Source organism: Streptomyces sp. NRRL B-24572 (assembly GCF_002156145.1).
GTDB lineage: Bacteria > Actinomycetota > Actinomycetes > Streptomycetales > Streptomycetaceae > Streptomyces > Streptomyces vietnamensis.
Genome location: NZ_MWIG01000187.1, coordinates 1 through 12,877, shown reverse-complemented (window position 1 = coordinate 12,877; position 12,877 = coordinate 1). Strand labels below are relative to the sequence as shown.

General features: G+C 70.6%; 10 protein-coding genes. 2 read left to right on the top strand and 8 right to left on the bottom strand.

Annotated features, from left to right (window positions below; all coding sequences use genetic code 11):
* Positions 1–1,014, top strand: a 1,014-nt coding sequence (locus tag CCN56_RS12180) for a PQQ-binding-like beta-propeller repeat protein (RefSeq protein ID WP_179199815.1), incomplete at its 5' end; no start/stop codon positions are given.
* A gap of 66 nt (positions 1,015–1,080) precedes the next feature.
* Entirely contained in the window at positions 1,081–3,186 is a 2,106-nt protein-coding gene (locus CCN56_RS12175) for a serine/threonine-protein kinase (protein ID WP_086826387.1), read from the top strand.
* A gap of 6 nt (positions 3,187–3,192) precedes the next feature.
* On the opposite strand, the gene CCN56_RS12170 is transcribed toward CCN56_RS12175, so the two are convergent.
* The 8 genes from CCN56_RS12170 to CCN56_RS12135 all read right to left on the bottom strand — a co-directional run.
* On the bottom strand, positions 3,193–3,846 hold the full coding sequence (locus tag CCN56_RS12170; protein WP_086826385.1) for a hypothetical protein: 654 nt from the start codon (positions 3,844–3,846) through the stop codon (positions 3,193–3,195).
* Between the two features lie 12 nt (positions 3,847–3,858).
* Entirely contained in the window at positions 3,859–4,521 is a 663-nt protein-coding gene (locus CCN56_RS12165) for a hypothetical protein (protein WP_256961930.1), read from the bottom strand.
* Between the two features lie 5 nt (positions 4,522–4,526).
* Entirely contained in the window at positions 4,527–6,845 is a 2,319-nt protein-coding gene (locus tag CCN56_RS12160) for a DUF6571 family protein (protein WP_086826381.1), read from the bottom strand.
* Between the two features lie 35 nt (positions 6,846–6,880).
* Positions 6,881–7,303: a hypothetical protein gene (locus tag CCN56_RS12155; RefSeq protein WP_086826379.1), complete on the bottom strand. Its 423-nt coding sequence runs from the start codon at positions 7,301–7,303 to the stop codon at positions 6,881–6,883.
* A gap of 49 nt (positions 7,304–7,352) precedes the next feature.
* Positions 7,353–8,594 (bottom strand): type VII secretion-associated serine protease mycosin, encoded by a 1,242-nt coding sequence (gene mycP, locus CCN56_RS12150; protein WP_086826377.1) that lies wholly within the window; start codon positions 8,592–8,594, stop codon positions 7,353–7,355.
* Between the two features lie 17 nt (positions 8,595–8,611).
* Positions 8,612–10,084 carry a hypothetical protein gene (locus CCN56_RS12145; RefSeq protein ID WP_256961929.1) on the bottom strand — a complete coding sequence of 491 codons (1,473 nt, stop codon included), beginning with the start codon at positions 10,082–10,084 and terminating at the stop codon, positions 8,612–8,614.
* Positions 10,085–10,176: 92 nt separating this feature from the next.
* Positions 10,177–10,647 (bottom strand): hypothetical protein, encoded by a 471-nt coding sequence (locus CCN56_RS12140; RefSeq protein ID WP_086826374.1) that lies wholly within the window; start codon positions 10,645–10,647, stop codon positions 10,177–10,179.
* Between the two features lie 119 nt (positions 10,648–10,766).
* Positions 10,767–12,877, bottom strand: a 2,111-nt coding sequence (locus tag CCN56_RS12135) for a xanthine dehydrogenase family protein molybdopterin-binding subunit (protein WP_107484139.1), incomplete at its 5' end; no start/stop codon positions are given.

The window sequence follows — 12,877 nt, the reverse complement described above, 5'->3', positions numbered from 1 at the left end:
CTCGTCGGCGATGTCGTCGGCTTCGCGGAGACCGTCTCCTTCCGGGCTCTGGACACGAAGGACGGCCGCGCGCTCTGGTCCGAGAACGTGGACCCCCGGCAGATCACCACCGACGGCACGTCCTTCTACCTGTCCGACGGCCCGTACGAAGGCCCGGGCGCTCTGCACATCCGCACGCTCGCCCCCCGAACCGGCAAGGAGGCGGCCCCGCAGATCGTCGTCAAGGGCTTCGACGGGTCGAGCTCGGGCACCGAACTCCTCACCGCCTCCGGTGGCATGCTCTTCGCGGCCTCACGACGGGGCGATCACAGCACCCATCCGGACGTGAACGAGACGGGCTGGCACCTGATCGCCGTCAACCTCCTCACCGGCAAGGAGGCATGGCGCCAGGCGTACGAGTGGGACGGCGTCCGCCCCTGGCTCTCCCGCGTCGCCGGCGACCGGCTGATCCTCGGCAAGAACAGTGGCGACCTGGAGTCCTTCATCGTCCAGGCACGGGACCTGCGCACCGGCCGCCGGCTCTGGCGGCGCAGCATCGCCCTGAAGGACTCCCAGTCCTACAAGCCCGGGCAGCTCGCGGTCGACGAGCGGCACGTGTACATCGGCGGCGACCGGCTTCGTGCCCTGCGCCTCACCGACGGCGGGACCGCCTGGGAGTACGGCTCCGGTTCCACCTACTTCGGCCTGCCGGCCGTCGGGCAGAACGACATCGTCTACGCGCAGGAGCAGAGGGAGTCTCCCGGACTCGTGGGCCTCCTGGGCAAGCAGGGCACGGTGTTCTGGACGGAGTTCCCCTCGGGCCGCACCCTGACCCCCGACTACCTCGCCGCCCCCGTGGTCGGCGACAAATACGTGTACGCCCCCGTCCGCGGCGGGCTGAGCGCGGTCGAGATGCTGTCGAACCGTTCGGTCTGGGTCTTCCCGACCGACGCCAGCCGCTACGTCGTCGACAAGGAACGGGCCAGGATCATCGGGGCGGGGGCGACGTCCGTCATGGCCATCCCGTACGCCTGACAGACACCCACCCGGCATGTCGCCCCTTGTCTGACCACCTCCCTTCCCCTGCCCCGGAGAGCACCCGTGACCACACAGCCCCTCGCCGCCGGCGATCCGCTCCGGCTCGGCCCGTACCGGCTCCTCGGCGTCCTCGGCGAAGGCGGCATGGGCAAGGTGTACGTCGGCCGGGACGGCGCCGGCGCGACCGCCGCCGTCAAGGTCCTGCGCCCCGAACTCGCCCACGACCAGCACCTCGCGCAGCGGTTCGTCCGCGAGGCCGACATGGCGCGGGCCGTCACCAGCAAGGGCGTTGCACGGGTCCTGGGCGCGCAGACCGAGGGCGGGCGGCCGTGGATCGCGGCCGAGTTCCTCGCCGGCCCGACGCTCGACGAGGCCGTCCGCACGTACGGCCCGATGGACGCGCCGACGGTCCGCGCCCTCGCCGCCCAGCTCGCCCGCACCCTGCACGACATCCACCTGGCGGGTCTGGTCCACCGCGACCTCAAGCCCGCGAACATCGTGCTCACCTCCACCGGCCCCCGGATCATCGACTTCGGCATCGCGCGCCCCGAGCACGGCCTGACGCTCACGACGACAGGGCAGATCCCGGTCACCCCGGGCTACGGAGCCCCGGAGCAGGTCCTCGGGCAGCGAGTCGGCCCGGCCTCGGACGTCTTCTCGCTCGGCGCCGTCCTCGCGTACGCGGCGAGCGGCCGGCGCGCCTTCGACGGCGCGCACGTGGCGGCGGTGCAGTACGAGGTCGTGCACGGCACCCCGGACCTGAGCCTGGTGCCGCCGGAGCTCCAGCAGCTGATCGGCCCGTGCCTGGCGAAGGACCCGGCGTTCCGCCCGGCCCCCCCGCAGGTCGCCGAGGCCTTCGCCCCGCCGAAGGGCGCCGACCGTGTGTGGCGCAAAGGCCCGCTGGCGGAGGACATCAAGCGGCGCGAGGCGGCCACGAAGCGGCTGGCGGCACCCGAGGACACGGTCGTACCGTCCTCGTCGCCGTCCCGGCGCCGTTTCCTCACCGGCGCGGCCGTGACCGTGGCGGTCCTGGGAACGGGTGGCGGCGCGGGGGCGTGGTGGCTGAGTCAGGGCAGGGGAAAGTCGCCGACCGCCGACGTCCCGGCCGCCGTGGCGACCCCGGAGGCCGCGTTCGTCTCGGCCATCGACACCAAGCCGGGCGAAGTCCCGAAGCCCCTGTGGGGGCCGCTCGACGTGACGGCGCCGGAGGGCGAACTCCCCCTTCCCGTCCGGGACGTGGTGGTCGTCCAGGCGAAGATGGGCGGCCTGCTCGCCCTCGCCGTCACGAACGGCAAGGAACGGTGGCGGGCCAAGGAGATCGACGCCGACGCCGGTTTCGTCTCGGTCGCCGACCGGATGGTCGTGGCCGTCGACAAGGAAGGCGTCCTGAACGCCTTCGTGGCCTCCACGGGGGCTCCCGTCTGGCAGACGGGCGAGAACGTCGACGACGTGCTCGCCGCCGACGACACCCACGTCTACCTGGTGACGAAGGACAACGAACTCCGCGCCGTCAACGCCTGGACCCTGGCAACGACGTGGTCCCGCCCGATGACCTCACCCCGCTCTCACAACGGCCCCGCGAAGGCCGCCGTGGGCGGGCAGCGGCTCGTGATCCACGGCAGGGACGGTCGTGTCGCCGCCCTCCACACCGAGAACGGCGAGACGGAGTGGCAGATCACGAAGCAGGGCACCGACGGCCAGGCCCCGGCGATCGGCGAGAACAACACCGTCTACCTCGGCGGCCGCACCCTCATGGCCCGCCGCCTCGGCCGCACCGACGAGCTGTGGAAGCAGGAAACCCTCCGCAACTCCTCGTACCACGGCTACGGCACCCCGACCGCTGACGGCGAGCTCGTCATCGCGGTCGACACGTACACCGTCTCCCGTCTCGGCACCATTCCGAACATCGAACTCCCTGATCAGAAGTGGTCCGAGGTACTGGACGGCTATGGCGAAGGCAGCGTCAACCCGCCGGCCGTGGAGGGCACGACGGTCTGGGTCCACTCCCCCGACAACGCTTCCGTCCAGGTCCTCCACAAGGTGTCGGGGGACCGCCTCTTCACCGTGAGGATGCTGCGCACGGGCTCCTACCAGCTGGCGAGCGACGCCAACCGCGTCTTCATCGCCCGGGGCGGCCGGATCGCGGCGATGCCGGTGTTCGGGGTCTAGGTCGCCTCATTTCCGCACCTTCGCCGGCACGCCCTCGACCAGCCGGGTCTCCGCGCACCCCAGCTCTGCGGCGACGTGCCGCGCCGCCGCGTTGGCCAGGGTGATCTGCTCGTCCCTGATCCCGGCGTGATCGGCCTCGTTCTCGTCCGCCCGCTCCAGCTCCGCGTCCAGGACGATCGCATGGGCCGGCGACGGCATCCGGCAGGTGAAGTAGATCGAGGCGTAGAGGTCGGACGAGGTCGCGAGGCGACCCGTGGAGTAGGCCGTCACGAGGTCCTTCGAGGCGTCGCTCCCGGGGACGGCGAGGGCCTCCCTGAGGGTGATGCTCAGGACGTTCTTCTCGTCCCCGGCCGTCTCCAGGGTGCAGAACGGGATGCCCGCCATGCGCTTCTTGCCGCTCTGCGGCGTCCGCGCGGCCTTCCGCAGCTCGCTGACGACCCTGTCCGGCTCGGACCGGTCGCCCGTCAGCCGGACGCCCTTGCCCGCGATGGCCTCCAGAGCCGGGGCCACACCGGGCTCCTCGGCGAATCCACCACAGACCTCCGTGGCGGCCTGCCCCTTGGCGGCGGTGTCGTCGTCGGTTCCCTTCGCACAGCCGGTCGCCGCCAGCGCGAGGGCGGCGACCGGAAGCACGATCCTGTGGACTGTGGTGGTGCGCATGGAACGACTCTCTCAGGAGGCCGCCGCAGCACGCGCAGGCACCCCGGTCGCCAGCCCGTCCTCCCCCTGGCAGCCCAGCTTCGCCGAGACCTGCCGGGCCGCCGCGTTGGCGAGGGTGATCAGGCGGGTGCGCTGCTCCAGGTCCGTGTCCGGGACGCCCGCCGGTCCCCAGATGGTCGTCTCGACGACGACCTCGCGGGCGGGCTCCTTGAGGCGGCAGCCGAAGTAGACGTGGCCGAGGCCGGAGGAGGTGAAGGCCGCCAGTCCCGAGGTGTACGAGGTCACCCTCTCGGCGAGCTTCGGGCCCGGGCCGTACGGCCCCTTCCCCGCCGCGACCACCTCGATCTTGAGGTTCCTCGACACCTCCTCGGCGGACTGGAGGCCGCAGTACGTCACCGGCTGCGGCCGGTACGAGTCGGCCCACGGCGCGACGGCGTCCTCACGCACCCTCTCGACCGCCTTCTCCGGCTTCGACAGGTTGTCCTCGAAACGGTCGCCGCCCAGGACGCCCTTGAGCGCCGCCGAGACCGGCGCGTCCTCGGCGAAGCCGCCGCAGGCCTCGGCCGCCGTCAGGCCCTCGGGTTCCTTCGTCGCTCCCCCGCCGCCGCCACCGCATCCGGTGAGGACGGCGGCGACGGCGAGGGCCGTTCCGATCCCGGTCAGTGCAGACCGCATGTGCGTCACTTCTTCTCGTACGGGTCGGGCAGCGAGTTGTCGCGGGCGTGCATGCGCGAGTCCCGGACGTACTTGACCAGCTCCTCGTCGAGGTAGTTGCGGTCCTTCTCGCTCCAGCCGGGCGCGTTGGCGTAGGCGATGCCGGGACGGAGGGAGTTCTCCTTGCCCATGGCCAGCGCCTCGTCCGACAGGTCGTCCGACTTCTTCTTCAGCAGCTCGTCCTTCTCGTACTTCTCCGCCATGTCGTCGGCTTCCATGCCGATGACGGTCGTCACCGCACCGCCCACCGTCTCGGCGGCCAGCGGTACCAGTACGCCACCGGCGCCGCCGGTCAGGACCGCGATGCCGCCCGCCGCCGCCGCGCCGACGCCGAACTTGACCCATTCGGTCGTCCGGCCGACGGCCTTCTTGTGCTCGTCGGAGTCGTGCTCGTAGTCCTTGTCGATCTGCGCCATACGGGACTCGTCGAGGATTCCCTGCGCCTCCGAGCCGATCCGCAGCGTGGTCCGCGCGTCGGTGAGGTCCCGGTCGTCGAAGGTGGAGCCGGGCTTGGGGCCGACCTCGTCGAGGACGCTCGTCGTGTACAGCGACTCGGCCGCCGAGAGGGTGGAGTGGCCGGTCTCGCTCTGCGACACGATGCCCATGAAGTTGACGGCGTCGCCGCGGTTCCAGAGCAGCCCGGTGTCGAACTCGGAGCCGAACCGCGACCCGCCCTTGCCGTCGTTGAAGCCGAAGGGGGAGTTCTTCTTCTCCTCCATCGTCGTGTCGCTGTCCGTCTCCAGGGAGCGGTTCAGCTCGTCGATGTACGCGGCGCCCATCTTGCCGAGGCTGTCGTCGATGCCCGGCTGCTCGTGCATGTACTTCGGGTCGTCGCCGTACCGCTCGACGACCTTCTGCATGACCTCGGCGTTCTCCTTGGTCCGTACGTCCTTGAGGCCCTCGGGGTCGGCGTCGTACGGGTGGCCGGTGGTCGCGGACTCCAGGGCGTGGCCGAGCGCGTTGTAGCCGGGCTCCTTGGTGCGGTCACCCTTGTCGTTGATCTCCTCGGGCCACTCGCGGTCCTTGGTGAAGTAGTCGAACGGGTCGAGCTTCTTGTCGTCCTTGGTGTTCTCGGGCGTGAGGTCGATGTCGCCGTTGAAGAAGTCCGTCGACGCCTTGGGGTTGTGCCCGAGGCCCTCCATGAAGCCGACCATGGGGTCGTTGCCCAGGTCGCCGCCCATCCAGTTCAGGTGGCTCGGCCCGCCGGTCAGCTGGTGCCAGGCCCGGTCGGCGGGCAGTCGGCCGTCGCCCGTCATCTTCCGCTCGGTGATGACGAGGCCGTTGCCGTAGTCCTTGAGGAACTTGTCGTCGTAGTCGCCGACGCGCATGAGGTTGCTCATGACCTGGAAGCCGTACGGGCTGGTGCCGCGCGTCTGGATCGGCTCGCTGCCGGCCTTGATGACGTCGGCCTTCCACTGCTCCATCTCGGGGCTCGTGGAATGGGTCGCGGTGGCGAGCGTCAGACTCCAGTTCGTCTGGAGTTCCTTGAGCTTGTCGCGGTGGTCGACGCCGAGCCGGGAGCCGTCGCTGGGGTCGCCCATGTCGGCCCAGTACTCCATGCTGCCCTTCGGCCCGACCTCCAGGGCGAACTTCTCGGCGAAGTACGGGTCCTTCTGGTTGGCCTTGAAGAGGGCGTTGAGCTTGTCGATCTCCTCGGGGGTGGCGTCGTCGCCCTTCTTGTACAGCTCGTAGGCGGCGTGCGCGTCCTCGGCGTCCTGCGCCTTCGAGGCGGCCTTGAGGGAGTCGTAGTTCGTGCCGGAGAAGTTCATCTTGTCGCTGCCGACGAGTCCGCGCAGGGCGCGGGAGGCGACGTCGTCGGCGTTGTTCGCCCGGTCGATCGCGGCCTTGATCGCCGAACGCATCGCCTCGAAGTCGGCCTGCTCGGGCTTGGGGCCGTCGTAGTCCTTGGCGCGGCGGTCGGGGTGGATCAGATAGCTGACGACACCGTCCTGGTCGATGCGGATGCCCTTGCCCGGCGCCTCCGCGACCAGCTTCTCCAGCTCGGACTTGGCGGCGCTGAACTCGCTCTCCGCGTCCCGCAGGATGTTGCGGATGCTGCTCGCCTCGGTGAGGGCGTCACCGAACTCCTTGGCGGTCTTCCGGACGAACGCCTGCGTCACACCGGCGTTCTCGCCCTTCCAGTCGGCCTTGTCGGCCTTGCCCTGGAGGCCGGTCTCCGCCTTCTCCTTGCTCTTCTCCAGCTTGGAAACCGTCTCCGACCAGACGGTGACAGCCTCCTTGAGGCTGCCGAGCCGGGCGTGGAGGACCTGGTCGAACTTCAGCATCTGTTTCCCTCGTCAGCCGTGGTTACCGGCCCGGCTCAGTTGAAGTGCTTGTCGATCTCGGACATGGAGAAGTTCGTGACCAGCACTTCTTCATGGTTGGTGTGGCTGATGACGGTGTCCTCGAGGTGGTTGTGGATGTGCGCGCAGGCGCTGAGGAGCGCCTCTGCCTGGTCGCGCCAGGTGCTCCACATCGTCCACATGGCCGAACCGGTCAGGAACCCGTCCCCGTCGAGGCTCTTGGCCGCGGTGTCGGTCTGGGCGCCCGCGTGGAAGGCGTCCCGCTCGAACCAGTGGAAGAGCTCCTGGGCCTCGTTGCCGATGGCCTTGAGGTCGGCGGAGGTCACCTTGTAGTCGCTGGCCCCGCCGCCACCGCCACCGCCGGGGTCCATGGGCACGCTGTTGAGCCTCATCGCCGCGGTCTCGCTGCGGACTTGGCTCCACTCCTCGTCGAACGACATCTACTTCCCCATGAGTGAGTTACGGACGGCCGGCGGCAGGGGGTGGGACTCAGCCCCGCCGCGAACGAAGTACGGGTACGGCGACGGCGGCACCGATCAGCACGGCGGCACCGATCCCGAGGCCGATCCAGAGGCCGGTGTTGCCGCCGTCTTCGGCGGCGGCCTGGGGAGCGGGGGCCGGGGCGACGGTGGACTCCACAGGGGCCGGGTCGGCCGACGGCAGGTCGGTGGGCGTCGGAGTCGCAGTCGGCGCCTCGGTGAGGTCGTCGATCGGCCGGACGTCGGCCGGGCCCGGGTCGCCGGGCGTCTTCAGCGTACGGAGCGGGCGGATGGCGCCGTAACCGATGAAGTCACTGCGCTTCTCGCCCCCCTTGGGCTTGGCGACCGTGTTGAGCATGACCTTCAGGACCTGGTTGTTGGTCCAGTCGGGGTGCTTCGACCAGAGGAGCGCGGCGGAGGCGGAGGCGAGGGCGGTGGCGGCACTCGTACCCCAAGACTTACACACGCCCGTGCCGCCACCGCAGGCGTGCACCAAGTCCTTGCCGGGGGCGACGATGTCGACCTGATCGCCGTGCTCGGAGAACGGGACGTGCGTCAGCTTCTGGTCGATGGCACCGACACCGACCACACCGGGGGTCGCCCCCGGGTACTCGACCTGATTGCCCTTGTCGCCGCTGTTCCCGACGGCGGCGAAGACAAGAGACCCCTTGTCCAGCGCGTACTTCACCGCATCGGTGAGGGCCTGCGAGCCTTGGTCGTTACCCAAGGACAGGTTGATGACCTTGGCGCCGGAATCGGCCGCGTACCTGATCGCAGAAGGGACGACGCGGTTGAACCTCGCTCCGCCCTCCACCATGTTGACGTCGCCCCCCTTGAGCCCAGGAACGCGCACCGGCAGGATCTTGGCGCCCGGTGCCAGGCCGAAGGCCCCGTTCCCACCGTCCCTTGCTCCGGTGCCGGCGATCAGGCCGGCCATACCAGTACCGTGACCGTCGTAGTCGGTGAACTCGTCGCCCGACTCCTCCGACGACGCGAAGTCCTTGCCTTCAAGTACCTGGCCGCGGAGGTCCGGGTTACTTTTCTCCACACCGGAGTCGATCACCGCGACGGTGACGCCCTTGCCGGTGCTGAGCTGCCAGATCTCCTCGGCGCCCATGGCGTCCAGGTGCCACTGCTGGGCGCGGAAGTTCTCCGCGTGGGCAGGGACGGACGCGATGCCCACCAGCAGCATCCCCAAGGCGGCCGAGGCGGTGACCCGTGCACGGCTCCGACGAATACTGCTGGTACGCATCTGCTTCCTCGCGCTGATCAGTCGATGACGGGCGGCGCCACGCGGCGCCCCTGCTGCCAGGTCTCCTCGTCCTCGACGAGGTAGTCGGGACGCTCTCCGTTCTGCTCCTCGCGGTCACCGGGCTTCGCGGCGTTTCCGCGTACGAGGCCCGAGCCACCGGCCGTGAAGGGCTTCCCGCCACCCGCGGTACCGGTGCGTTGTGCCTTGCCGCCGACGACTCCGCCGGTCTCGCCGGCGAGGCGGCGACCGCCGCTGATGCCGTTCTGACCGGCCGCGCCACCCATGGGGCCGCCCATGCCGTGGGCGCCGCCCAAGCCACGGCCCATGCCACGGCCCATGCCCGTCCGGTTCTGTCCGGTGGGCTCGTTGCCGACGACGGTGCTGCGCGGGATACCGGTCTGCGACCGGCCCGTGGTGCTGGGGACCTGACGGCCACCGCTGATGCCTTCGCGGGGCATGCCGGGCCCGGTGCGGAGGCCGCCGGTCTGCGGGCCGCGAGGGGTGCCGGTGCCGCCGGTGAGGGGCGAGGTGGGGCCGAAGGGGCCCGGACCTCCCTTGACGGTCAGCGGGGGCACGCCGGTCGTCACGAACGGAGGCGTGCCGCCGTCCGGCTTGGTGAGCGGCGGCGGGCCTCCCGGGGTGTGCGTCGTCGGCCCGGTGGTGTCCGGCTTCGGCAGGGTGTCCACGCTGTCGATGCCGAGGTCCGCAGGAGCATCGGGCCGGACCTCGGGCTTGATCACGTGCGTCGGCCCGGTCGAGTCACCCGTCGGCGGGACCGTGGTCGTGTCGGTCGTGGCGCGCGTGTCCGGCTGCGAGCGGGTGGTGTGTGTGCCCGTGCTCGTACTCGTGCTCGTGTCCGTACCCGTGGAGCGGCTGTCGCTCTGAGGGGAGGACCCGACGTATTCGGTGCCACCTCGGAGGCCCCGATCCTCCGGCACGAACGCCCCCGGCGGCGGCGGGAACGTCGGCGGGACCTCGCTCTTCATCCGGAAGCTCGACCACTCATAGGCGGACGAGAGGCGGTACATCTCGTCCGCCGCCGCCTGCCGGTTCGCCTCTTCCTTGGCCTTGATGGCCGCGGCGTCGTCGCTGGTCGCCATCGAGGACCGCGCGTTGCGGGCGATGGTCTGCGAGTCGGGGTCGTTGTGGTACTTCAGCGCCGCGTCCAGGTTCGCCTTGGCATCCGCCTGGGAGGTGTACCGGGGCATGGCGCTCTGCGCCGAGGCGATGGCGGAGGAGTTGTCCTCCATGCAGACGGACCCGCGCTCGGCGTAGTCCGAGAGATGCGTGGTCGAGTTGGCCACGTTGGTGGCCCACTCGACGAAGGCCTTCTCGGCCTCGCCCTCCCAGTCCATGTTCTTCATGCTGGTGCGCAGGTCACTGGCGATCTTGGCCATCTGCACGGAGACGGCCTTCAACCGCCGTGCCGCGTCACCCACGTAGTAGCTGCTCGCCTCGTCCAGCCACGCCAGCATCTGCTCGTGCGACATGCTGGCGAAGTTGGTTCCGCCGCCACCGCCGCCCTCTGCAGGCCTCATCTCTCGCCTCTTCCCCGTGTCCCCGGAATTCCGTCCGCGCCCGCCTACTTGAGGGAGCTGTCACCCTCGGCACCCGTGCTGCCTTCGCTGCCCGCCTCGCTGCGGCCCGCTTCCTTGTCCGCCTTCTGCTTGGCGTCGTACGTCCGCTGATGGATCTGGATCATCTTGCGCTTGATGTCGTCGTCCATCTCCTCCATGCCGTTCTTGGAGGCGACGACCGCGATCCCGAGACCTTCCAGACAGTCGTTGAGCAGGCCGGAGAGCTGCACCAGCTTGCCGAGGACCTCGTCGTAGGCCGCGTAGGCGCTCTGGGCCTCGGCCCAGGCCGCGCCGCCCCCGCCGAACTGGGTGCGGGTGACCGGGTCGGCCTTCAGCTTCCCGGCGCTCGCGTCAGAACCCTTGAGCTGGGTGATGAGTTCGTCGACGCCCTGCTTGAACTTCTGCATGGAGTCGGCGCTGTACATCACGGCCTGCGTCCGCATCCCGGACGTCATGCCCTCCAGTTCCGCTCGCATACCCGCTCCTCCCCCGTGAACCCACCATGCCGTCAACGGCACAAGTCAAGAAGTCCACTGTAGTCAGGAACGACGACAGTCCGCACCTCTGGGTTGCACAAGCAACGGACATCACATGGTTACGAATTGGGAACGGCGACTGCCGCCTGGGGGCGGATCGGGAGGCGGTTGACCGGGCGGCCCGTCGCCGCGCGCACCGCTGAGGCCACTGCGGCGGGTGAGGTGACGACCGGGATCGCGCTCGCCGCCTTCGCGCCGAAGGGGGCGACCACGTCTCGTTCCTCGACGAGTTTCACGATGCGAATGTCCGGGGCGTCCAGTGATGTCGGGAGTGCGTAGCCCGTGAAGTCGGGGTGGCGGACCAGACCGCGGGCCGTGCGGAGGTTCTCCGTGAGGGCCGCGCCGATGCCCTGGGTGACGCCCGCCTCGATGCGGGCGGCGAGCTGAGCGGGGTTCAGGACGCGGCCGACGTCCTGGGCGACGGCCATCTCCACCACGCGTACCGCGCCGAGTTCGATGTCCACGTCCACCACCGCGCGGATCGCGCAGAAGGCGAGGCCGACGAAGGCGTCGCCCTGGCCCGACTCGTCCAGGGGCTCCGTGGGGTGGGGGCGGCACTGGGCGGTGGCCCAGAGTTCCTTGCCGTCCATCGCCTCCGTGACCGTCGTCGACAGGACGCCGTCGTACGAGGTGATCTTGCCGTCCGTGATCTGGAGCAGCTCCGTCGACATGCCGAACTTGTGGGCCAGCGGCTGGAGCAGTTGGGTGCGGACCATTTTCGCCGCTCGTTCGACCGCTCCGCCCGACACCCAGGTGTGGCGGCCGTGCGTCGCCGCGCCCGCCGGCGGCTGGTCCGTGTCGACGGGGGCCACGTGGACCTCGTCGATGCCCAGCGTCTCCTGGACGATCTGGCGGGCGAGCGTCGAGAAGCCCGAACCCGTGTCCACGGCCGAGCAGATGACCGTCGCCACCCCGTCCATGACCCGCACGGTCGCCGTCGACACCTCGTCGGTGCCCTCCGCGCCCAGCATGTGCACCATGCCGAGCGCGTAGCCCACGCCCCGCCGCACCGCGCCGGGTTCGCCCGCGCCCTCGGGGCCGCCGGGCAGCAGCCAGTCGTCTTCCGGGGTGTCCTTGGGCAGGGAGGGGAGCGGGAAGTCCCTTACGGCCGCGAGGAGTTCCGCCACCGGGGCCGGGCACGTCACCGTCTGGCCCGTCGGCAGGATGTCGCCGGTCGCCATCACGTTCCGCATGCGCAGCTCCGCCGGGTCCACGCCCAGCTTCGCCGCCAGCTTGTCCATCTGGGCCTCGTACGCCGCGCACACCTGCATCGCGCCCTCGCCCCGGACGTGGCCCGAGGGGGGGTTGTTCGTACGGACCGCCCAGCCCTCCACGAAGGCGTGCGGGACCACGTACGGGCCGCACGCGAAGGCCACCGCCGCCGCGAGCGACTCCGACGACGAGTCCGCGTACGCGCCCGCGTCGAGCAGGATCTGCGCCTCCACCTTCACCAACCGCCCCTCCGCGTCCGCGTGGTGGCGGTAGCGCAGCAGGGTGGGGTGGCGGTGGGCGTGGCCGAGGAAGGACTCCTCGCGCGTGGCGGTCAGTTTGACCGGGCAGCCGGTGCGGAGGGCCAGCAGGCCCAGCGGGATCTGGAAGCCCGGGTCCTCGCGGTCGCCCGTCGCGCCCGGGACTCCGGTGACCACCAGCTTCACCTGCTCCGGGGGCAGGCCGAAGCAGGCCGCCGCCAGGTCGCGGTCCGTGTGCGGGTCCGTGGACGCCGTGTAGATCTCCACCCCGCCGTCCGGGCGCGGCACCGCGAGGCCCGCCTCGGCGCCGATCGGCGCCGGGTCCTGGCGGCCGATCCGGTACAGGCCCTCGACGACGACCTCGCCCGTCGCCTCCGGGTCGCCGAAGCGCAGCGGGATGTGCCGGATCAGGTTCCCGTCGGGGTGCAGCGCCTCCGCCGCGAACGCCTTCTCCGGGTCCGTGACGGGTTCGAGGATCTCGTACTCGACGGCGATCGCCGCCGTCGCGAGCCGCGCCGTGTCCGGGTGGTCGGCGGCGATCGCCGCGATGGCCTCGCCGTGGTGCCGCACCAGGTCGGAGGCGAAGACGGGCCGGTCGGCGACCTTGCGCCCGTACGTCGCCGCGCCCGGCACGTCGGCGGCCGTCACCACGGCCCGTACGCCCGGCATGGCCTCCGCCGCCGTCGTGTCGATCGACACGA

Coding starts and splice junctions, on each gene's coding strand:
- CCN56_RS12160 (WP_086826381.1), bottom strand. CDS start 6,845: ATGCTGAAGTTCGACCAGGTCCTCCACGCCCGGCTCGGCAGCCTCAAG.
- CCN56_RS12140 (WP_086826374.1), bottom strand. CDS start 10,647: ATGCGAGCGGAACTGGAGGGCATGACGTCCGGGATGCGGACGCAGGCC.
- CCN56_RS12145 (WP_256961929.1), bottom strand. CDS start 10,084: ATGTCGCACGAGCAGATGCTGGCGTGGCTGGACGAGGCGAGCAGCTAC.
- CCN56_RS12170 (WP_086826385.1), bottom strand. CDS start 3,846: ATGCGCACCACCACAGTCCACAGGATCGTGCTTCCGGTCGCCGCCCTC.
- CCN56_RS12165 (WP_256961930.1), bottom strand. CDS start 4,521: ATGCGGTCTGCACTGACCGGGATCGGAACGGCCCTCGCCGTCGCCGCC.
- mycP (WP_086826377.1), bottom strand. CDS start 8,594: ATGCGTACCAGCAGTATTCGTCGGAGCCGTGCACGGGTCACCGCCTCG.
- CCN56_RS12155 (WP_086826379.1), bottom strand. CDS start 7,303: ATGTCGTTCGACGAGGAGTGGAGCCAAGTCCGCAGCGAGACCGCGGCG.